Source organism: Nocardia salmonicida (assembly GCF_036142455.1).
GTDB classification, from domain to species: domain Bacteria; phylum Actinomycetota; class Actinomycetes; order Mycobacteriales; family Mycobacteriaceae; genus Nocardia; species Nocardia salmonicida.
This window is the reverse complement of record NZ_CP108014.1, coordinates 645,989-665,891: the sequence shown is the minus strand read 5'-3', so window position 1 is coordinate 665,891 and position 19,903 is coordinate 645,989. Positions and strand designations below refer to the sequence as shown.

20 protein-coding genes are annotated in these 19,903 nt (G+C 67.1%); 12 read left to right on the top strand and 8 right to left on the bottom strand.

The window, feature by feature from the left end:
• Nucleotides 1-379: 379 nt before the first annotated feature.
• Nucleotides 380-835, bottom strand: a complete 456-nt coding sequence (locus OHS03_RS03380; protein ID WP_328660693.1) for a PTS sugar transporter subunit IIA — start codon at nt 833-835, stop codon at nt 380-382.
• Nucleotides 832-1,062 (bottom strand): PTS sugar transporter subunit IIB, encoded by a 231-nt coding sequence (locus tag OHS03_RS03375; RefSeq protein WP_056821036.1) that lies wholly within the window; start codon nt 1,060-1,062, stop codon nt 832-834. Before OHS03_RS03375 ends, OHS03_RS03380 begins: the two co-directional genes overlap by 4 nt.
• Before the next feature lie 228 nt (nt 1,063-1,290).
• On the opposite strand from OHS03_RS03375, the gene OHS03_RS03370 reads away from it, so the two are divergent.
• From OHS03_RS03370 to OHS03_RS03345, 6 genes are all read left to right on the top strand, one after another.
• Nucleotides 1,291-2,637, top strand: coding sequence for a PTS transporter subunit EIIC (locus OHS03_RS03370; RefSeq protein ID WP_056821038.1), 1,347 nt, complete (start codon nt 1,291-1,293; stop codon nt 2,635-2,637).
• Nucleotides 2,638-2,641: 4 nt separating this feature from the next.
• Nucleotides 2,642-2,905 carry an HPr family phosphocarrier protein gene (locus tag OHS03_RS03365; protein ID WP_328660691.1) on the top strand — a complete coding sequence of 88 codons (264 nt, stop codon included), beginning with the start codon at nt 2,642-2,644 and terminating at the stop codon, nt 2,903-2,905.
• Nucleotides 2,905-4,569 carry a phosphoenolpyruvate--protein phosphotransferase gene (ptsP, locus tag OHS03_RS03360; protein ID WP_328660689.1) on the top strand — a complete coding sequence of 555 codons (1,665 nt, stop codon included), beginning with the start codon at nt 2,905-2,907 and terminating at the stop codon, nt 4,567-4,569. Before OHS03_RS03365 ends, ptsP begins: the two co-directional genes overlap by 1 nt.
• A 208-nt stretch (nt 4,570-4,777) precedes the next feature.
• Nucleotides 4,778-5,944 carry an N-acetylglucosamine-6-phosphate deacetylase gene (locus OHS03_RS03355; RefSeq protein WP_328660687.1) on the top strand — a complete coding sequence of 389 codons (1,167 nt, stop codon included), beginning with the start codon at nt 4,778-4,780 and terminating at the stop codon, nt 5,942-5,944.
• Nucleotides 5,944-6,723 (top strand): glucosamine-6-phosphate deaminase, encoded by a 780-nt coding sequence (gene nagB, locus OHS03_RS03350; protein WP_056821047.1) that lies wholly within the window; start codon nt 5,944-5,946, stop codon nt 6,721-6,723. Before OHS03_RS03355 ends, nagB begins: the two co-directional genes overlap by 1 nt.
• 1 nt (nt 6,724) lies before the next feature.
• Nucleotides 6,725-7,486, top strand: coding sequence for a copper homeostasis protein CutC (locus tag OHS03_RS03345; protein WP_328660686.1), 762 nt, complete (start codon nt 6,725-6,727; stop codon nt 7,484-7,486).
• A gap of 116 nt (nt 7,487-7,602) precedes the next feature.
• On the opposite strand, the gene OHS03_RS03340 is transcribed toward OHS03_RS03345, so the two are convergent.
• Entirely contained in the window at nt 7,603-8,244 is a 642-nt protein-coding gene (locus OHS03_RS03340; protein WP_328660684.1) for an HD domain-containing protein, read from the bottom strand.
• Between the two features lie 73 nt (nt 8,245-8,317).
• Nucleotides 8,318-8,986: a class I SAM-dependent methyltransferase gene (locus OHS03_RS03335; RefSeq protein ID WP_328660682.1), complete on the bottom strand. Its 669-nt coding sequence runs from the start codon at nt 8,984-8,986 to the stop codon at nt 8,318-8,320.
• 99 nt (nt 8,987-9,085) lie between these two features.
• On the opposite strand from OHS03_RS03335, the gene OHS03_RS03330 reads away from it, so the two are divergent.
• The gene (locus tag OHS03_RS03330; protein ID WP_328660679.1) at nt 9,086-9,664 is read left to right on the top strand and encodes a TetR/AcrR family transcriptional regulator; all 579 of its coding nucleotides are present in this window, start codon (nt 9,086-9,088) and stop codon (nt 9,662-9,664) included.
• Here OHS03_RS03330 and OHS03_RS03325 read toward each other — a convergent pair.
• Nucleotides 9,600-9,902 carry a hypothetical protein gene (locus OHS03_RS03325; RefSeq protein WP_063006120.1) on the bottom strand — a complete coding sequence of 101 codons (303 nt, stop codon included), beginning with the start codon at nt 9,900-9,902 and terminating at the stop codon, nt 9,600-9,602. The genes OHS03_RS03330 and OHS03_RS03325 overlap by 65 nt on opposite strands.
• Nucleotides 9,903-10,009: 107 nt before the next feature.
• Between OHS03_RS03325 and OHS03_RS03320 the strand changes: the two genes are divergently transcribed.
• The 3 genes from OHS03_RS03320 (at nt 10,010) to OHS03_RS03310 (ending at nt 13,412) form a co-directional block, all read left to right on the top strand.
• Complete coding sequence (locus OHS03_RS03320; RefSeq protein WP_328660678.1) at nt 10,010-10,960, top strand: NAD(P)H-dependent flavin oxidoreductase; 951 nt, start codon at nt 10,010-10,012, stop codon at nt 10,958-10,960.
• Between the two features lie 90 nt (nt 10,961-11,050).
• Nucleotides 11,051-11,605, top strand: a complete 555-nt coding sequence (locus tag OHS03_RS03315) for a TetR/AcrR family transcriptional regulator (protein ID WP_328660675.1) — start codon at nt 11,051-11,053, stop codon at nt 11,603-11,605.
• A 70-nt stretch (nt 11,606-11,675) separates the two neighbouring features.
• Complete coding sequence (locus tag OHS03_RS03310; protein ID WP_328660674.1) at nt 11,676-13,412, top strand: alpha/beta fold hydrolase; 1,737 nt, start codon at nt 11,676-11,678, stop codon at nt 13,410-13,412.
• A 52-nt stretch (nt 13,413-13,464) separates the two neighbouring features.
• Here the strand turns inward: OHS03_RS03310 and OHS03_RS03305 are convergent, their stop codons facing one another.
• Both OHS03_RS03305 and OHS03_RS03300 read right to left on the bottom strand, forming a co-directional pair.
• Nucleotides 13,465-15,111 carry a CocE/NonD family hydrolase gene (locus OHS03_RS03305; protein ID WP_328660672.1) on the bottom strand — a complete coding sequence of 549 codons (1,647 nt, stop codon included), beginning with the start codon at nt 15,109-15,111 and terminating at the stop codon, nt 13,465-13,467.
• A 7-nt stretch (nt 15,112-15,118) separates the two neighbouring features.
• Nucleotides 15,119-16,081 carry an SDR family NAD(P)-dependent oxidoreductase gene (locus tag OHS03_RS03300; protein ID WP_328660670.1) on the bottom strand — a complete coding sequence of 321 codons (963 nt, stop codon included), beginning with the start codon at nt 16,079-16,081 and terminating at the stop codon, nt 15,119-15,121.
• Between the two features lie 44 nt (nt 16,082-16,125).
• Here OHS03_RS03300 and OHS03_RS03295 point away from each other — a divergent pair, with 44 nt between their 5' ends.
• Both OHS03_RS03295 and OHS03_RS03290 read left to right on the top strand, forming a co-directional pair.
• A complete protein-coding gene (locus OHS03_RS03295) occupies nt 16,126-16,713 on the top strand; it encodes a TetR family transcriptional regulator (protein ID WP_056821063.1) in 588 nt (195 codons plus the stop codon).
• Between the two features lie 242 nt (nt 16,714-16,955).
• The gene (locus OHS03_RS03290; protein ID WP_328664068.1) at nt 16,956-18,167 is read left to right on the top strand and encodes a lipase family protein; all 1,212 of its coding nucleotides are present in this window, start codon (nt 16,956-16,958) and stop codon (nt 18,165-18,167) included.
• Nucleotides 18,168-18,323: 156 nt separating this feature from the next.
• On the opposite strand, the gene glnA is transcribed toward OHS03_RS03290, so the two are convergent.
• Nucleotides 18,324-19,760: a type I glutamate--ammonia ligase gene (glnA, locus tag OHS03_RS03285; protein ID WP_328660668.1), complete on the bottom strand. Its 1,437-nt coding sequence runs from the start codon at nt 19,758-19,760 to the stop codon at nt 18,324-18,326.
• Nucleotides 19,761-19,903: the final 143 nt, after the last annotated feature.

The following is a 19,903-nucleotide window of genomic DNA, read 5'->3' as shown; positions in this document are numbered from 1 at the left end:
GGAGGTTAGCGAGACAATGATCGTTGAGCTTCTAATGATCGGATCAGTTATGAGAACAGTGCAATTACTCGGATCAGCCAGTTGCGCTGCCGTAGCTATCGCCATCGCGATGTCGCCGTCAGCCACCGCTGAACCGATCACCGACGTACTTCGCAACAGCGAATCGAGCCAGTTCCGAGCAGCACCGGATCGCGACTGTCATTCGTCCTATGAACCTTGTGTCCCGATCGTCAGCGACGTGGACTGCGAGGGTGTCGGCGATGGGCCGGTGTACACCGGGCCCGTTCGCGTGATCGGGCCCGATGAGTACGGACTCGACCGCGACGGTAACGGATTGGGGTGTGAACCTAGCTGATTCGCCGATGTACGGCCGCGCGCCCTACGGCGAATCGAACAGAAGGACTCCGGATTCCACGGTGGTGCCGATGGTGCCGGTGCGGACGGAGTTCTTCGCTGAGTCCATGACTATGACGGGGCAGATGATCGAGTAGCCGGTGGCGGCGGTTTTCGTCGGGTCGAAGGTGACGATGGGGGCGCCTGCTTCTACCGTGTCGCCTTCGGTAGCGAGGAGGTCGAAGCCTTCGCCCTTGAGTTTCACCGTGTCGATGCCCAGGTGGACCAGGACGCCGACGCCCTGGCCGAGGATGACGAAGGCGTGGGGGTGGAGTTTGAGAATCTTGCCTGCGATGGGGGCCGTCACCATCAGGGGGCCGCGGGTGCGGTCGGGGTCGAGGGCGACGCCGGAGCCGACGATTTGTTCGGCGAAGACCTGATCGGGGACCTCGGACAGGGCAACGACCGTGCCGGGGAGCGGGGCGAGGACCGGGATGCTCACAGGATGTCCTCGATGTCGTCGGCCAAAGTGTCGGCTTCGGGGCCGACGACGACCTGCACGACAGAGCCCGACTTGAGCACACCGTGGGCGCCCGCGGCCTTGAGCGCGGCCTCGTCGACCTTGCTTCCGTCCTTCACCTCGGTGCGCAACCGGGTGATACAGGCCTCGATCTCGACGATGTTGTCTGCGCCGCCGAGGCCCGCAACGATCGCTTCCGCTTTGGACATGCGTTCTCCCTTTCCACGGTGGTTGCCGGTACCAGTATGGGAGCCTCGAATGTGCGCCACGTCATATTCAGCGGTTGACATCCGACCTCCACCTGGTCAAACTGGCAACTGGTTATGACCGGACAGTACCCGTCAGGTACACCGGTTCACAACAGTTAACCCGGATCGGCAGGCAAGCCGCTCCTCCCTCGCCGAGACCGCCGGGAAGCCGGCACGAAGAAGGTCGACATGACTGCCGTTACCGACACACCCAAACAAGAATCGAAGGTGTTCGCGGGATTGCAGCGCCTCGGTCGCAGCCTCATGCTGCCGATCGCGGTGCTCCCCGCGGCGGGCATCCTGCTGCGCATCGGCCAGGACGATCTCCTCGGCCGCTTCTCCGCGCTGGAGAGCACCGCCTCGGTCATCTCGGCCGCCGGGCAGGCCGTGTTCACCTGGCTGCCGCTGATCTTCGCCGTCGGTATCGCGATCGGCTGGGCCAAGAAGTCCGACGGGTCGACGGCGCTGGCCGCAGTGGTCGGTTACATGGTGATCAACGGCGTCTTCGACGCGATGTCACCGATCGTGCTCGCGGGAAAGACCGACCCCAAGGGCGCGCAGGCGCTGATCAACTACGGCGTCCTCGCCGGCATCGTGATGGGTCTGCTGTCGGCGATCCTGTGGCAGCGGTTCTATCGCACGAAGCTGCCCGATTTCCTCGGCTTCTTCAACGGCAGGCGCCTGGTCCCGATCCTGACGGCGTTCACCGGCCTGATCGTCGGCGTCGGCATGGCGTTTCTGTACCCGGCGTTCAACTCCGCGCTCACCTGGGTGGGTGAGGCCGTCGCGGACAACGCGGTCGTCGGTGGCGGCATCTACGGCACGGCCAACCGACTGCTCATCCCGACCGGTCTGCACCACATCCTCAACTCCACGGTCTGGTTCCTCGTCGGCGATTACAACGATGCCTCCGGCCAGGTCGTGCGCGGCGACCTCAACCGCTTCTTCGCCGGTGATCCGACCGCGGGCACGTTCATGACGGGCTTCTTCCCGATCATGATGTTCGCGCTTCCCGCTGCCGCGCTTGCCATTTGGCGCAATGCGCGGCCGTCGCAGAAAAAGCTGGTGGGCGGCATCATGCTGTCGACCGGTCTGACCGCGTTCGTCACCGGCATCACCGAGCCGCTGGAGTTCTCGTTCATGTTCGTGGCGTGGCCACTGTATGTGGTGCACGCGATCTTGACGGGCACGTCGATGGCGCTGGTGAACGCGCTCGGCATCCATGACGGATTCACGTTCTCCGCCGGCGCGATCGACTACCTGCTCAACTTCGGCAAGGCGACCGACGCGTGGCTGCTGATCCCGATCGGGCTCGGCTACGCGGTGATCTACTACGCGCTGTTCAGCTTCGTGATCAAGAAGTGGAACCTGCGGACCCCCGGTCGCGAGTCGGAAACCGACGTCGAGGCCGGCGTGCCCGACACGGCCGCGGTGGAGGCGCAGGCCGCGCTGACCGCCACGGGCGATACTCGAACCGATGCGCCATCGGTCGCCGAAGTCGAATCGAAGTTGGACAAGAAACTGGAAGGTGAGTGAAGCCATGAGCACCCGCACCGTCATCGTCGGATCCGAGGTGGGGCTGCACGCGCGGCCCGCCGCGAAACTCACCAGGGCCGTGCAGGCCGCGGGGGTGCCGGTGCGGATTTCGGTGGGAGGTGGCGAACCGGTCGACGCGGCCAGCGTGCTCGCGGTGATGACACTGGGCGCCGACCACGGGGCCGAGGTGACCCTGCACGCCGAGGGTGCCGACGACGTCTTGGACCAGTTGGCCGAACTCATCGCCTCCGACCTGGACGCGGCCTGATGCCGGAGCAGGTGATCCGTGGGCTCGGCGTGAGTCCGGGCGTGGTGTGCGCGCCGTGGTTGCGGTTCGGAGCGCAGTTCGAGACTTCGGCGCACGATCCTGTCGGCGGCTCGCCCGCCGAGGAGCTGGCACGGGTAAAGGACGCGCTCGGCGTCGTCTCCGACGAGATGGCCGCGCGGGCCACGCGGGTGACCGGTGTTGCGGCGGAAATCCTTTCGATGTCGGCGACGATGGCCCGTGATCCGGGCATCGTCGCCGCCACTCAGAAGGAACTCGAGGCCGGAATGCCGACGGCACACGCGGTGCACCTGGCGTTCGAGGGATTCTGCGCGAAGCTGGAAGCGCTCGGCGGGTACATGGCGGAGCGGGCGACCGATCTGCGCGATATCGGCGGACGCACTGTCGCGGTGCTGCTCGGGCTGCCGATGCCGGGTATTCCGGAGCCGGGGTATCCGTTCGTGCTGGTCGCGCGGGATCTCGCACCTGCCGATACGGCGATGCTGGGCGACAGTGATGTGGTCGGGTTGCTCACCACCGAGGGCGGGCCGACCAGCCATACCGCCATTCTGGCGAAGTCGCTCGCCTTGCCCGCGGTGGTGAGCTGTCCCGACACCGATCGGCTCGTCGATGGCGTACCGGTGCTGCTCGACGGCACCACCGGCGAGGTCGTGATCGATCCCAGTCCTGAGCATCAGCGGGCCGCTGTCGAGCAGGCCGCCGCGGACAAGGCGCGGATCGCGGCGGCCAGCGGGCCGGGACACACCGCTGACGGGACGCCGGTGCAGCTGCTGGTGAACATCGGCACCGTCGACGACGCGGTGAAGGCGGGCCCGGTCGACAGTGAGGGTGTGGGGCTGTTCCGCACCGAGTTCATGTACCTCGGGAAGGCGTCCGCGCCGTCGCTGTACGAGCAGACCGCCTCGTACACAACGGTTCTCGAGCAGTTCGCCGGGCGGCGCGTAGTGGTGCGGACTCTCGATGCCGGGTCGGACAAGCCGCTGCCGTTTCTCGATCTCGGTAGCGAGGAGAATCCGGCGCTCGGTGTGCGGGGGCTGCGAATCGGCACGGTGTTCCCGGAGACGCTTGCCACGCAGCTCACGGCACTTGCCCGCGCGGGCGAGGCGACCGGGGCCGACCTGTGGGTGATGGCGCCGATGGTCGCCACCGCGGACGAGGCTGCCGGATTCGCCGCGCTGGCACGGGAATCCGGGTTGACGAAGGTCGGGGCGATGATCGAGATCCCGGCGGCCGCGTTGCGCGCCGCCGATCTGCTCGCGCATCTCGACTTCGTGAGCATCGGGACGAACGACCTGAGCCAGTACACGTGTGCGGTCGACCGGATGGCGGGCGGGCTCGCACAGCTGCTCGATCCGTGGCAGCCCGCGGTGCTCGATCTGATCGCTATGGTCGGTGCTGCCGGTGCGACTGCGGGTAAGTCGGTCGGGGTGTGTGGTGAGGCGGCATCGGATCCGACGTTGGCGCCGGTCCTGGTGGGACTCGGGGTGACGAGTTTGTCGATGTCGGTGCCCGCTTTGCCCGCGGTGCGGGCGGCGTTGGCCGCGGTGGATATGCAGCGGTGCCAGGACGCGGCGGATGCGGCGTGTGCGGCGCGGAATCCGCAGGTGGCGCGTGAGGTTGTTGCGGCGATCATCGGGCGGTCGTGAAAACGGTTGTTATGTGCGGGGTCCGGCCGTCGGTCGGACCGCGGTGTGGCTTCCGTCGTCGGTCGTCGAAGAGGGTGGGGGCCACCCGTCTGACTGCCGATCTCGTGCGGACCGAGCGTGCATATCCGGTGGCCGGTTTCGCGTCCTTCAGATGCTCGGGAGCTGTCAGCCGCTCCGGTGACAGGCGTGGCCGGAAGGGCTGGTTGTAATGGGGGTGCTGCGCGGTCGACTCGTGGGGACGGCCGAGGGCGAGATCGCGGACGGGATCGTCGAATTCGATGACAGTCGGATCACCTGGGTCGGCCCTGTCGCGAATCATCCTGACTCCGAACAGTTTCCGGCTCCCAGCGATGATCTCGTGCTTCCTGGGTTGATCGACCTGCACTGCCACGGTGGCGCCGGATTCGGTTTTCCGAATGCTGATGCGCGCGGTGCTCGGGTCGCGGCGGCGCATCATCGAGGTCAGGGCACTACCGGGTTGCTGGGAAGTTTGGTGTCGGATCAGCCGGACGTGTTGGTCGCGCAGGCGGCGATACTGGCTGATCTCGTCGAGGACGGGGCGTTGCTCGGGGTGCATCTCGAGGGCCCGTTCATCAATGCGACCCGCTGCGGCGCACAGGATCCCGCGGCGATCATTCCCGGCGACCCCGCCCTGTTCGAGCGGATCTACGCGGCGGCGCGCGGCACCGTGCGGTCGATGACATTGGCTCCCGAAACCGCGCATTTCGACGAACTGCTGGCCGCGATGCGCCGTCACGATGTGCTGCCGAGCCTCGGGCATACCGATGCCGATGCCGCGACCACCGCGGCGCGCATCGCCGATGCTCGTGGCGGGCCGACCACCGCTACCCACCTGTTCAACGGGATGCCCGCACTGCACCACCGCTCCCCCGGACCCGTCGCCGCCTGCCTGGCCGCGGCCGGGCGGGGCGAGATGGTGGTCGAATTGATCGCGGACGGTGTGCATTTGGCACCCGAGACGGTGGTGATGGTGTTCGACACCGTCGGTCCGGATCAGATCGCGCTGGTGTCCGACGCGATGGCGGCGGCGGGCATGAGCGACGGTGACTACCGGCTGGGCGCCCTCGATGTTCAGGTGCACGACGGTGTCGCCCGGCTCGCCACCGACGACGGTTCGCCCGGGGCGATCGCGGGCGGCACGGCACGACTCATCGATGTGCTGCGCTGGACCGTCCTCGATGCGGGCATACCGCTGTCCGACGCGGTCATCGCCGCGACACGTACCCCTGCTCGCGTCCTCGGCCTCGAGGGCGAACGCGGCAGTCTCATAGTCGGCGCACGTGCCGACATCCTTGTCACCGACCAGTCATTGCGGCCGCGGCGGGTTTTCGTCGCCGAAACGGAAGGAATCTGATGGAAATCGTGATCCGGGCTGATGAGAACGAGGTGGCGAGCACGGTCGCCGATATCGTCGGCGGCTATGTGACAGGCGGCAACGCCATCCTCGGTTTGGCTACCGGGTCGTCGCCGCTGGGGAGCTATCAGGAGCTCGCACGCCGCTATCGCGAGGGTGAGCTGGACTTCACGACCGCGAGCGCCTTCCTGCTCGACGAATACGTGGGGCTGCCGAAAGATCATCCGCAGTCGTACTTCTCGGTGATCCGGTCGGAGTTCGTCGACCACGTGAACCTCGATCCAGCCCGGGTGCTGAGCCCGAACGGCGAGGCAGGCGACGTCGCGGGGGAAGGCCGACGGTATGACGCGGCCATCGCCGCGGCGGGTGGGGTCGACGTACAACTGCTCGGCATCGGGACCGACGGGCATATCGGGTTCAACGAACCCGGGTCGGCGTTGACCTCGCGCACGCGAGTGAAGACGCTCACCGAGCAGACCCGTCAGGACAACGCGCGCTTTTTCGACGGACCGGAGGATGTGCCGCATCACGTGCTCACCCAGGGTCTCGGCACCATCAACGAGGCCGGACACCTGGTGATGATCGCGCTCGGCGCGGGCAAGGCCGATGCGATCGCCGCCGCCGCCGAGGGGCCGTTGTCGGCATTCTGCCCGGCCTCGGTCATGCAGTGGCATCGCCACGTGACGGTGGTGATCGACGAAGCCGCGGCCAGCAAGTTGAAGTTGGCGGACTACTACAAGTACGCGCTGGCGAACAAGCCCGCTTGGCAATCGTTCTGACGTGACCGCGCTCGAGTTCGCGGTGCAGGACGTGGCGGGTGCGCTCGGCGCTCGCCGCGCCGGGGCGGATCGGGTGGAATTGTGTGCGGCGCTGGGCGGTACGGGTGGGCTGACGCCGAGTATCGGGACGATCGAGGCCGCGGTGGGGACCGGGATTCCCGTCCACGTGTTGATCCGGTGCCGGGCCGGCGGTTTCGTGTACTCCGACGCTGCTGAGCTCGCGGTGATGAACGCTGATGCGCGCGCGGCGGTTTCGGCTGGCGCGTCCGGTCTGGTGATCGGTGCGCTCACCCCCGCCCACCAGGTCGATGACGAGGGTCTACGCCGTGTTCTCGATGGTGTCGATGTCGACGACATAGAGCTGACCTTTCATCGTGGGATGGATCAGATCCGCGACCGCGAGGCGGCGCTGGACATGCTGATCGCCGAGGGCATGACCAGGGTGCTCACGTCCGGCGGGGCAGCCACCTGCGCCGAGGGCCTCGACGGACTCGCCGCACTGGTCGATCACGCCGCAGGGCGGATCCAGATCATGGCGGGTGGCGGAATCGCCGTCGGCGACATCCCGGCATTGCTCCGGACCGGCGTCGACGGGATCCACCTGTCGGCCCGACGTGTCATCGCTGACGACGGCGGACCCGGCGGGGGCGGCAAGACCGGCCACGAACAACTGGACGAAGAGCTCGCAGTCGCCGCTGCTCGTCAGCTGCTCGCTGTAGACCGGCCGACTACCCCGAATCCCCGACCTGATTCAGGCTGCTGAACCAGCCGCACGCGACGACGAGAAGGGCCGGCAGGAGTTCGGCTTTCGCGGGCCACATCGCGGTCGAGACCTGCCCGAATCACAGCGGCGCCCGCCACCGCCGTCAGCGACGCGTTTCAGGCGCGCTCGGCGAGGATCAACTCCGCTTCGCCGGGATTGCAGTCGAAGGCCGCTTGAACTGCCGCGACGGCCTTCTCGTGTTCACCGGCCGCAACGAGCTGGTCGATATCGGCCCACTGATCGGTGGGCGGGGCCACGGAGGGGTCGAGACGGCGGTCGAGGCGTTCCCACATGCGGGCCACGGTGGGGTCGTCGGCGAGGAGTTCGCCGAGGTGGGCCTTGAAGGTGGGGTGCTCGGTGCGGTACATGCCCATCCAGCTGCTGGCGAGCGGACTGGCCTCGGCATTGGCGGTGCGGTCGGCGAGTTTGAGGATCACGGCCCTCGGGTGTGCGGCGATCTTGGTGTAGGCGTTCTGGTTTCGCGCCTTGCGGTCGGGGCCGATGCCGGTGACCGCCCAGACCAGGTCGAGAACCTCACGGCCGAAACGAGATTCGATGTCTTCAGCTGTGACCGGAGTGTCTTCGACGACGTCGTGGAGCCAGGCCGCGAGGGCGAGTTCACCGCTGTAGCCGAAATCGTCGAGGACACCACGAACGGCCGCGAGATGGGTGATGTAGGGATGCTCGCCATAGCGCTGATCACCATGTGCCGCGATGGCGAACTCCCGTGCTTCGATTTCGCGCTGATCGAACTCCATGCCGCACCCCCGTGCTCGATTGGTGATCGTGTCGAGATCGACCCTAACCGAGGGCACCGACACGGTGCCGAGATCAGTGGTGGGCGACCGGCTTCAGCGCGGTCAGGATGCCCGTCTGGTCGCGGCTCTGGGTGTAGGTGAGATCGGTGAAGCCGACCGCCTCGACCTGGCCGGTGTAGTGGCGGATATCGGCGTCGGCCAACGGATCGCCGCCACGGCCGAGGAACAGCGAGAGTACTTTCCGCATGCGGGGTGACGGTGACGCGTCGGCGAGCAGGAGTCGCCCGCCCGGTCGCAACACCCGCCACATCTCGGCGATCGCGGCGTCACGATGTGGCTCGGGGATGTGGTGCATGACGAAAGTGCAGGTGACTACGTCGAATTCGGCATCGGGTAGGGGCAGCGACTGCGCCGGGCCGACCACGTACCGATGGTGCGTGGTGCGATCCCTGTCGCTGTTGTCGGCGACCGCGGTGGCCGAGGGATCGACACCGACGGCAGTTCCGCTCGGTCCGACCGCGCCGCCGAGCGCTCGGACGAGTTTGCCGGGACCGCAACCGATATCGAGTGCGCGAGCACCCGGGTTCGCACCGGAGCGCGTGACGAGTTCGGCGAGCAGCCGACGGTGTCTGCCGAGGAAGAACACCGAGGTGAACAGGTTGTAGCGACGCAGGCCTGCGATGACGAGGCCGGTGTCGGCGTCGTCGACGAACATTGGGGTGAGAAGCTGATTTCGGGACATGAGTTCATGGTCGGACGCCGCCGCGCACGTCACCAGGAGCAGAATCGCCCGAGGTGTCCGTTATCGAACAGATCCGGGAAAACCGTGCAGGAGGAAGCGATGGCCGAGCGCCCCGATCGCCGGGTTCGACGCACCAGGGACACGCTGCACAAGGCGTTGATCGAGCTGATGATCGAGCGCGGCTACGACAAGGTGACCGTGAGCGACGTCATCGCTCGCGCCGATGTCGGGCGGTCCACGTTCTACGCGCACTATCGCGACAAGGACGACCTGCTGCTGGTGAGCTGCACCGAATTCCTGCGTCGCGAGATCGTCCGCACCACCACGCCGGGTTCCCCGCTCCTGCCGCTGCGCGTGATGTTCCATCTCGCCGCGCAGTATCCCGAGGTGTACGGCCCGCTGATCGGGCCGAAAGCGACCGCCACCGTTGTGCGCGCCTACCAGCAATGCGTCACCGAACTGGTCGGTGAGCTCCTCGGCGAGCAGCCAGCAGGCACGATCGCGTTCGTGTCGTGTGGGTTGATCGGCGTGCTCGGCACAGTGATCGAACCGAGCGCGCCGACACCACCCGCGCAGGCGTGGCAGCGATTCGAGACGCTCGCGCTCTACGGGCTCAGTGGGTCCGGCGGCCCAGATCCGGCCACGGCGGGCGGCGCAGAATCGCCAGTGCCGCAATGACCGCGGCGAGTAGGCCGATCCATTCGCCCAATTGAGCGATGCGATTGGTGTCCATCGCGGGCGTCCAGTGCACACGTCCCTCGTGGACGACGAACAATCCGACCGGACGGGCGTGGCGCAGGACACCACTCCCGCGCGAGACGGTGATGATGGTCGTGCCGTCGGCCGTGTCGATCGGCTCGCCGAACACCATCGGCGGCTCGACCACCATCTGTTCGAGGCGATCTCTGATCGTCATAGCGTCCCCGTCTCATCGTTCGGCAGTGCCGTCGAAGATACGCGCCTCGAGGGCCCGCTGGCGGCTGCCATGATGTGAGTGTCACAGCCATGGCGAAAGGTGCACCGATGTCAGAGCAGTCATTGTCGACACCGTGGTCTCGATCGTTGGGTCTGCGCGTGCCGGTCGTGAACGCGCCGATGGGTGGCGCCGCGGGGGGACGGCTCGCGGCGGCGGTCAGCGCGGCGGGTGGGCTCGGGATGATCGGGATGGGCAGCGCGGGGTCGGTCGCGGCGTTGCGGCGCGAGGTGGCCATCGCGGGTACGCCGGACGGGATCGGGCTCGTCGACTGGGTCCGCGCCCGCGAAACCGGCCTGCTCGAAGCCGCGATCGCCGCACGTCCACGGCTGATCTCGGTCAGTTTCGGCACCGATTTCGCCTGGGTGCCGCAGGTACAGGACGCGGGCATCCTTACCGTCACCCAGGTGTACGACGCCCCAGGCGCGCACCGGGCGCAGGATGCGGGCATCGACGTTCTGGTGGCGCGCGGTAGCGAAGGCGGCGGCCACGGCGCCGACCGACTTGGCCTGCTGCCGTTGCTCGACGCAGTTCTCGAGATCGCTACCGTGCCGGTCCTGGCCGCCGGGGGTATCGGCTCCGGGCGCACGCTCGCCGCCGTGCTCGCAGCGGGAGCGGCAGGAGCGTGGCTCGGGACCTGCCTGGCCGCCGCCGAGGAATCACTGCTGCCCGAATCCGCCCGCCTGGCGATGCTCGCCGCGGACTCCAGCAGCACCACCGTCACCACCGCGTTCGACGAGGCGCTCGATCTGCCCTGGCCGCCGATCTATCCGGCGCGTGTCTTGCGCAACGAGTTCACCGACCCGTGGGCCCGACCCGACGCCGACGACCTACCCGACGCCGAACGCCTTCGCGCGGCGATCGCGGTCGACGATCCCAAGCTCGCGCCCGTGGACGCGGGCCAGGGAGTCGGCTTGGTGACCCATATCGAGCCCGCCGCCGCTGTTATCGACCGCTTGTGCGGGGACGCGGCCGAACTTCTGGCATCACGCCACACGTAGTCGAGTCGGCGCCCGCTGGTTGCGACAAACCAACCGGCGCCGAGGTTCGCCACGGTTGCAGAAATATATAGATCGGTCTAGTTTTAACGGGTGGGCAAAAAGGGAGCCGAAACGCGGTGCAAGTTGATCAGGGCGACGCGGTCGCTGATCGAGTCGCATGGCTACTTCGGCGCCGGGCTCAATCAGATCGTGCAGGAGAGCGGGGCGCCGCGCGGGTCCCTGTACTTCCACTTCCCCGGCGGCAAGGACGAATTGGTGGCCGCGGCGCTTGCCGAGAGCGGTAGCGATATCGCGGGGATCATCCGCACGATCGAGGCGACGGACGCACGAGATTTCGCGCGCAAGATGATGAACCTGCTGGGCGATCAGCTGGAAGCATCGGACTGGACCATCGGTTGCCCGGTGGCGGCTGTCGCCCTGGACACCGCGGCTACCAATGACGCCGTGCAGCAAGCTTGTTCAGCGACATATCGACTATGGGAAGAGGCGATCCGGGAACGATTGATCGGATTCGGTCATCCCGAGCCCGAACGGATCACCACGGTCGCGCTCGCCCTGATCGAAGGCGGACTGGTGCTGGCTCGCACCCACCGCTCACGCCAACCGCTGCGGCACCTCGCCGACACCATCGACATTCTGGTCTGAACTCCTCCCGCCTCCGCTCCGGACTTACGTCTTCAAAATATGTAAATCGGTCTACTGAAAGTAGGACACCATGGCACACACCGACTCGATTGTTTTCGGCGCCGCCGGATTCATCGGCCGCTCGTTGGTCGCCGAGCTGCTGCGAACCGGGCACACCGTCACCGCCGCGGTGCGTGCGGGCAGTCAGGATCGGCTGCGGACCTGGCTCGACACGCAGAGTGTCGACACGGCCGGGTTGACCATCACCACCACCGATATCGCCGAACCGGATCTCGCGCTGGGCGACACGATCGACGGGGTGCGCGATGTGTACAACGCGGCCGCGTTGATGAAGTTCGGGCTGGATGCGGAGGTGGCGCGTCGGGTCAATCTCGACGGGGCGGTGCACGTACTGGAATGGGCCGCACGGCAACCGGATCTGCGGCGCGTCGTGCACATCACCGGCTATCGCGCCGCCGAGGACGGCGGCGAGCAGGACTACGGCAACGGCGCGTACGAGGCGTCGAAAGTCGAGGCCGATCTGCTGCTGCGGCGCATCGCGGCCGATCGTGACATCCCGCTGACCATGGCGAATCCCTCCGGGGTGCTCGGACCCGGCCAGTATTTCGGGCTCTCCGACATCATCGACAATCTCTGGCAGGGTCGCCTGCCCGCACTGCCGGGCTCCGCCGATACCTTCGTCCCGGTCGTCGATCTCGACTACGTGGCCCGGTTCATGGTCGGGCTGCCCACGCAACCCGATACGGTCGGCAAGTCCTATCCGCTGCTGGATGCCGCGACTCCCGCACTGCCCGAACTGATTCGGCTCGTCGCCGATCATCTGCACGTCGCCGCGCCGCGCTTCACGTTGCCGACCGCGCTGGTCCGGCGACTGCCACGGGCGGTGACCCACGCCGATCCCGAAGCACTGTCCTTCATCAGCAGCGACCGCTACGACACCGGCGACAGCGATATCGTCGCGCGACGGCTCGGCGTCGCTCATCCGCCGGTCGGCGAACTGCTGCGCACCTACGCCGACGGGATCGTCGCCAGTCGCAACGGCACCGTCACACCCGCGCCCGAATCCGGATTCCGCGACGGTACGTGGGTGGTAGGCGAGCAGGTCGAGCCGGAATATGTTCTACTGCACGGCATTCCGGTCGACAGTGATTCGTGGGCCGAGGTAGTGCGCGAATTGGATGGACCGGTACTGGCAGCCGATCTGCCCGGGCTGGGCCGTTCGGCGGCTACTTCGCAGTCGACCGGTGACTGGATGGCGGAGCTGATGGCGCCGGTGCGGACTCGACCGGTCATCGTGGGTCATTCGTTCGGTACCTGGCCCGCCATCGAATTCGCGCTTCGCCATCCCGATCGGGTGTCACGACTCGTGCTCATCGCCCCGGCATTTCTGCAACAGCCGACCTCTCGGCTCACGGGTTCACCCATCGCCGCCGAGGTCGTCAAGCGGATGTCTCCTGCGGCATTGGCTGCGCGACTGAGCATTCCGGATGGACCCGCCGTCGCCTCCGCCGTGGCGAATCTGCGGCGGCCCGGCGTCGCTCAGCGCACCTTCGCGGCCTTGCGCGCCGCGGGTTCCTCGCGAGACGAGCTCGCCGCCGAGCTTGCGCGGGTCACGGTTCCGGTCGACATCATCGTGGGTGCGGACGATCCGCTGATCGAGCCGACCGATCGGCCGGTCACTACGATCGTCGGCACCGGGCACTACCCGCAGCTGACCCATCCTGATCTGGTCGCGCGTGTCGTGCGAGGCGAAGATGTCAGCGCCGCACCGCGATACGTGGAGAACAGCCCGACGATGAACCGTTAGCCAGGATGACCGCATCCGTGGAGACTCGGCCGTGCCGCCGCGCGGACCACACTCACTCGGCACCGAGTTCGACGCGAAGTGCGGGGTCGTTCAACATCTCCGGCGGAAGTGCGATGGTCTCCTCGGTTCGCCACCGCGCGTGCCAAATGGGGACGCCGCCGGGCAGGTCCAGCTCGCGCGGGGTGGTGAGCAAGGGCAGGTCCAGGCGGGCGGAGGCGACGGTGACGGCGGCGTTCGTCGGCGTGTGCGACCACACGTCGTCGACCGCGTTGGTGATCCGGACGCCGAGGCGGTGGCCGGCGGCCAGGCGGGCGTCCTGCCAGAGCAACCGGATCCCGGATTCGGGGCGGACCGGGGCGATGCCACGGGTGATGACCGTGGCACGGCCGTCGGGAGCGATGTCGTAAAGCTCCAGTGCGACAGTCGCTTCGGGCGGGCCGGAGAGGGTCAGCTCCGCGGTGGCGCGGCCCGCTAGGTGAACGGGCTCGGTGACCGGCGCCGAAATCGACCAGATTTCCCGGTCCGCGCCGGGCAACAGACCACGATCGTTGTAGGTACCGGTGCGCAAGGCGACCGACACGCGCCGGGAATCCGTAGGCGGCCACACGGTTTCACCGCGCCAACCGCCGTCGAACTGGCCGACGGTCACCGGAGGACCCGGCACCTCCACATCGGCACCCGCCACGTGTTTGTCCAGGAATGCGTAGAGCTCCGAGCCGAATTGGGGTGTGCCGCACTTTTCCCGGCAGTCCGAGTGGCCCCATTGGCCGAACCAGGCGCGATGTTCGCCGGGGCCTCTGGCTTCCCATGCGTCGATGATGCGGTCGGCTCGGGTGTTGGAGTCGAGGAAGCTCTGGCCGAGAAACATCGGGGTGGTGTTGCCGCGGACGGCCTCGACCATGTCGCGCTCGCGCCAGTCCGGGTTGGCGGCGTTGTGGTCGGTGGTGAGGGCGAGGTAGCGGGCCGCGCAGTCCTGGGTCATCTGGATCGCGTTGGCTTTGTACTCGTCGCCGTCGTCGGGGTGGCCCGGAGTCGAAGCGATGGCCAGGTGTTCCGCGCCCGCGGTGTCGGCGGGGCGAATCCCGTCCTCGGTCAACGGTTTTCCACCGAATTTCCACGCCGTGCCCTGCATGTAGAGGTACGAGTACGGATCGACCACCGGCTCGAACGCCGCCACCGCGGCCAGCCCCTTCGGCTTCGCGGCCAGCGCCATCATCCCGGTCCACCCCTCGTAGGACGTCCCGACCACCCCGACCCGACCCGTCGACCACGGCCTGCTCGCCGCCCACTCCACCGCCGCCGCCACATCCGACCGCTCCCCCGGGCCACCGAAATCCGGGCATCCGTTGGACCCACCGAACCCGCGCAGATCGACGATCACATACGTGTATCCGGCCCGCAGCGCCCACTCGACCGGCAGGTTATCGGTCGACGGCCCACCACCGGGCCTAGGCTGGGACAGGTACGCCAGATGGGCCCGGTACGGACTCGCCGTCAACAACACCGGAGTCCGCGCGTCAGCCGCCACACCCGGCGGCCGAAGGACATCAGCGTGCAGCCGAGTCCCGTCCGGCGCGGTGAAATACTCCTGCGTCCACGTGAACGCCACATTCACCGGCTCGGCCGTGACCGGCGCCGCCATCCCGAGCACCAACGCCACTCCGGCCACCGCCCGCGCCACCACAACACCCAATCGCACCCCCGGACTATTGCCGGTCGCCGCCTCGCCGTCCAGCCCCGATTATCCGGGGCGTGTCGCCGATCTTCGGGCCGTCCGTATCCAACTCGGCGAGCAACTCCAGGCTGTCTCGGTAGAGAGCCCGCTGGGCCGGTTCGTCATAGGACGCCGCGGAGGATCGGACCGGTGTGCGCCGCACGAGATATTCGCCGGTGATCCCCTCGCGGGTCGGCGCCGCGGCCAGCCATGCGAGGTCCGCGCCGGATCCTTGCGGCGTGCGGACACCGGGGAGTACGACGAGGGCGCGGGCGATCGTCTTCCAGGCCAGCCGCTGGAAAGCGCCCGCGTCCCTGGCCAATCCGGTTCCAGGCATCAGACCTGGGTCGAACGCGTTCACCGTGATGTCACGCGGGGCCAACTCGCGGGCGAGGTGGTAGGCGGTTCGCAGGTTCGCCAGTTTCGAGGTGGTGTAGCGGCGACGAGCGTCGCGCTGTGCGGATTCGGTCGGCGGCGGCGGGTAGGCCAATGCGTGTGCCGTGGCGTGCAGTGGGTGCGGCATCCCGGTGAACTGGTCGGGGTCATGGGTTCCCGAGGACACCAGGAGGATTCGCGCCGGTGCGGTGAAGTGGTCGAGCAGATCGAGGATGAGGCCGAGATGGCCGAGGTGATTGGTGGCGAAGGTCGCTTCCATACCGTCTGCGGTGAGGGTCCGACGAGTGAACTGCACGCCCGCGTTGCACACCAGGCCGGCCAGCGGTGGCAGGTCGGCGGAGACGAGTTCGGCGACGAACGCGCCGACCGACGATCGCGAGGACAGGTCAAGCGCCATACCGTGCGCACCGATCGTCGCGGCCAGCTCCCGAGTTCGAGTCGCGTCGCGACCGGTGATCACCACCGTGTTGATCGGGTCGAGCGCGAGGATCCTGGCGCATTCGTAGCCGAGCCCGCTCGTGCCGCCGGTGACGACGAATGTTCTGTCACTTGATGTCATATGGCACAGTCTGCCATATATTGCTGTCGTGCGACACTGTCTCGATGTCGCTGCGGGAACTCAAACGGGAACGGACCAGGCAGTCCATCGTCGACACCGCGTTCCGCCTGTTCGCCGAACGGGGCTTCGACGGCGTCACCGTCGCCGAGATCGCGGCAGCCGCGGAAGTCGGCACCCGCACCCTGCACCGCTACTTCACCAGCAAAGAAGAGCTGGTCTTCCCCGAAGACGATGACCTGCGCGCCGACCTGGCCCGACTCCTCGCCGAACGCCCCGAGGGCGAACACCCCGAAACCACCCTCGCCGTCGTCATCACTCCACTGATCAGCAGATTCGGCGGCGAACAACTCGCACAGGCGCGCACCCGAGACGCCCTGATCACCAGCACGCCGGCGCTACAGGCCCGCGACCTGGCCAAACAGGCCGCCGTGGAAAAGCTCATCGAACACCACCTGGCCCGCCAACTGGGCGTCGCTGTCGACAGCGACGTGCGGCCTGCCCTGTGGGCGAAGATCGGGATGGCGTGCTTCTTCTCCGCGTACCGAGTCTGGCTCCACGAAGGCGGCGACCTCGACCGACACCTGATCGATGCCCGCGCGGCGTTGGCCGAATCCGTTCCCCGACGCACGTGACGCGCCACCAACCCGGCCAGATCGCTCGCTGCGGGCGAACTGATCGAGGGACCAACTTCGTCGTCGGTTCGGGCATTCATCCGGATCAGGGGATGTAATCTGGCTGCCTTCAGGGGGATTCGGAGCGGTCCCCTCCAGGGAGGGAAGTCCGAATGGTGGGCAGTGTCGTATCAGCCTGTGGTGCAAGGCGTTCAGTGGTCAAGCGCGGTCAGCTGCGCTCGGTTCTGATCGCAGTTTCGGCCGTGTTGTGCTTGACCGGTACTCCCACTGCGGTCGGTAGTGCGGATCCGCTGACCACTCCGCAGAACGACCCGTTCTACACCCCGCCGTCGGGCTGGGACTCGCAGGCACCGGGCGCCATCCTGAATTCGCGACCCGCCGAGGTGGCCTCGCTGACGCCACAGGCACAGGACGCCGACGCCTGGCAGTTGCTGTATCGAACGACAGATACCGACGGCCGACCCATGGCGACCGTGACGACGGTGCTGCGCCCGCGAGCCGGTCAGGTCAAAGGATTGATCACCTATCAGGCTGCCACGGATGCCTCGGCCCCACAGTGCGCACCCTCCTACGTGCTCCGGCAAGGAGCGCCGGACAAGTACGACTCCTCGCTGGATCTCATTCAGATCGAGCAGATGTTGTCGTCCGGTCATGCGATTTCCGTACCCGACTGGGAGGGGCCGAAGGGGACGCTGTTCGCCCCGAGACAGCCGGGTTACGCCGCGCTCGACGGAGTGCGCGCGGCCCAGGGATTCGCGCCGCTCGGCCTGTCCGGCACCGATACTCCGGTTGCCGCGATGGGCTACTCCGGCGGAGCGTACGGCACCAGCTGGGTCGCGCACGTGCAGCCGACCTACGCTCCCGAAATACGACTGGTCGGCGTCGGCATGGGTGGAGGGACAGCGCCCATCGGCAGTTACATGGGGACGCTCGATGCCGGTCCGTTCTCCGGTTTCCTGCCGTCGCTCCTGCCGGGCATGCTGCGCGCCGATCCACGTCTGGCGGCGGCCTTCGACAAATACCTGACGCCTGCCGGGCAAGCGCTGATGGCCGCCGGGGACAGCAAATGCGTGACGCCGAACGTGGCTCAGCACGCGTTCCTGCGCATGGACGACTACCTGACGATCCCTTTTTCGCAACTCATCGAGCAGATACAAGAGTCGTTGGCCGAGTTGGACTTCAGCCCCTCGTCGCAGACCGCGCCGCTGTTCCTCTACAACGCCGTGCACGACGAGATCGTCACCATCGCGGGGCCCGACAGGGCGGTGGCACAGTGGTGCGCATCGGGGGCCCGAATCACCTATACGCGGGACCAATTGAGCGAGCACGTCAGTCTCGCGATCAGCGCGACTTCCGCGGTCCTGCGTTGGATCGATGAGCGTCTGGCAGGGCAGCCCGCGCCGGACGGTTGCCCGACGCGCACGGTGACGTCCATGTCGCTCGGTGGTTCATAGCGCGCTACCTCGCCGGGCATCTGTGCCCGGATACAGACGAGTCCACCCGCCGCGTGATCGCGTTCTGTGATCACGGGGCGGGTGGACTCGACACCGTTTACTGCGTACCCACTGCGTACGGAACGGGCCGATCAGGCCCGTTCCCGCAGGTCAGGATCACACGTCGTAGTAGAGCTCGAACTCGTACGGGTGCGGGCGCAGGTTGACCGGGGCGATCTCGTGCTCGCGCTTGATGTTGATCCAGGTCTCGATGAGGTCAGGCGTGAAGACGTTGCCCTCGGTGAGGTAGTCGTGGTCTGCCTCGAGGCGATCGATGACCGTGGCCAGGCTGGTGGGGGCCTGGGGGATGTTCTTGGCCTCCTCCGGCGGGAGCTCGTAGAGGTCCTTGTCGACCGGAGCCAGCGGCTCGATCTTGTTCTTGATGCCGTCCAGGCCGGCCATCATCATGGCGGCGAAGGCCAGGTACGGGTTGCCCGAGGAGTCAGGCGCGCGGAACTCGATGCGCTTGGCCTTCGGGTTGTTGCCGGTCACCGGGATACGCACGGCAGCCGAGCGGTTGCGCTGCGAGTACACCAGGTTGATGGGGGCCTCGTAGCCCGGCACCAGACGGTGGTACGAGTTCACGGTCGGGTTGGTGAACGCCAGCAGCGACGGGGCGTGGTGCAGGATGCCGCCGATGTAGTGACGCGCCAGATCCGAGAGGCCACCGTAGCCGGCCTCGTCGTGGAACAGCGGCTTGCCGTCCTTCCACAGCGACTGGTGCACGTGCATGCCCGAGCCGTTGTCACCGAAGAGGGGCTTCGGCATGAAGGTGACCGACTTGCCGGCCTTCCACGCGGTGTTCTTCACGATGTACTTGAACAGCTGCAGGTCGTCCGCCGCCGAGAGCAGCGTGCCGAACTTGTAGTTGATCTCGGCCTGACCGGCGGTGCCGACCTCGTGGTGCCCGCGCTCGAGCTCGAAGCCCGCGTTCTGCAGGTTGGTCGAGATCTCGTCGCGCAGGTCGACGTAGTGGTCGTACGGTGCGACGGGGAAGTAGCCACCCTTGTTGCGGACCTTGTAGCCGAGGTTGCGGCTGCCGTCCGGGTTGAACTCCTTGCCGGTGTTCCACGAGCCCGAGACGGACTCGATCTCGTAGAACGAGCTGTTCATCTGCGAGCCGTAGCGAACGCCGTCGAAGATGTAGAACTCGGCCTCGGCACCGAAGAACGCGGTGTCGGCGATACCGGTCGAACGCAGGTACTCCTCCGCCTTACGCGCGATGTTGCGCGGGTCGCGGGAGTACGCCTCACGGGTGAACGGGTCGTGCACGAAGAAGTTCAGGTTGAGCGTCTTCGCGGCACGGAACGGGTCGATCCGGGCGGTGCTGAAGTCGGGGAGCAGGAGCATGTCCGACTCGTCGATCGACTGGAAGCCACGCACCGAGGAGCCGTCGAACGCCAGACCCTCTTCCGCCAGGTCAGCGGTGAACGCCTTGGCCGGGATCGAGAAGTGCTGCTGGACGCCGGGCAGGTCGGAGAAGCGGATATCGACGTATTCGATGTCCTCTTCCTTGATGTACTGGATGACCTCTTCGGCCGTGCTGAACGTCACTTGCTCTCCTTACGAATCGGTTCCCAGCCAGTCGCGATGCTGGCCCTTTCGAACGACCTGCGCGCAGTCGCCACGAAGGGGTTCGTCGCGACCTGACGCTAAGGACGCGGTGTTTCCCAACAGTCAAGGCTGTGTTTCGCCAG

What these genes read in the sequence shown, in the direction of transcription:
- nagB (WP_056821047.1), top strand. Translation starts at nt 5,944, where the DNA reads ATGGAAATCGTGATCCGGGCTGATGAGAACGAGGTGGCGAGCACGGTC.
- OHS03_RS03325 (WP_063006120.1), bottom strand. Translation starts at nt 9,902, where the DNA reads ATGACGATCAGAGATCGCCTCGAACAGATGGTGGTCGAGCCGCCGATG.
- OHS03_RS03320 (WP_328660678.1), top strand. Translation starts at nt 10,010, where the DNA reads ATGTCAGAGCAGTCATTGTCGACACCGTGGTCTCGATCGTTGGGTCTG.
- OHS03_RS03335 (WP_328660682.1), bottom strand. Translation starts at nt 8,986, where the DNA reads ATGTCCCGAAATCAGCTTCTCACCCCAATGTTCGTCGACGACGCCGAC.
- OHS03_RS03310 (WP_328660674.1), top strand. Translation starts at nt 11,676, where the DNA reads ATGGCACACACCGACTCGATTGTTTTCGGCGCCGCCGGATTCATCGGC.
- OHS03_RS03370 (WP_056821038.1), top strand. Translation starts at nt 1,291, where the DNA reads ATGACTGCCGTTACCGACACACCCAAACAAGAATCGAAGGTGTTCGCG.
- OHS03_RS03340 (WP_328660684.1), bottom strand. Translation starts at nt 8,244, where the DNA reads ATGGAGTTCGATCAGCGCGAAATCGAAGCACGGGAGTTCGCCATCGCG.
- OHS03_RS03355 (WP_328660687.1), top strand. Translation starts at nt 4,778, where the DNA reads ATGGGGGTGCTGCGCGGTCGACTCGTGGGGACGGCCGAGGGCGAGATC.
- ptsP (WP_328660689.1), top strand. Translation starts at nt 2,905, where the DNA reads ATGCCGGAGCAGGTGATCCGTGGGCTCGGCGTGAGTCCGGGCGTGGTG.
- OHS03_RS03330 (WP_328660679.1), top strand. Translation starts at nt 9,086, where the DNA reads ATGGCCGAGCGCCCCGATCGCCGGGTTCGACGCACCAGGGACACGCTG.
- OHS03_RS03295 (WP_056821063.1), top strand. Translation starts at nt 16,126, where the DNA reads ATGTCGCTGCGGGAACTCAAACGGGAACGGACCAGGCAGTCCATCGTC.
- OHS03_RS03300 (WP_328660670.1), bottom strand. Translation starts at nt 16,081, where the DNA reads ATGACATCAAGTGACAGAACATTCGTCGTCACCGGCGGCACGAGCGGG.
- OHS03_RS03365 (WP_328660691.1), top strand. Translation starts at nt 2,642, where the DNA reads ATGAGCACCCGCACCGTCATCGTCGGATCCGAGGTGGGGCTGCACGCG.
- OHS03_RS03375 (WP_056821036.1), bottom strand. Translation starts at nt 1,062, where the DNA reads ATGTCCAAAGCGGAAGCGATCGTTGCGGGCCTCGGCGGCGCAGACAAC.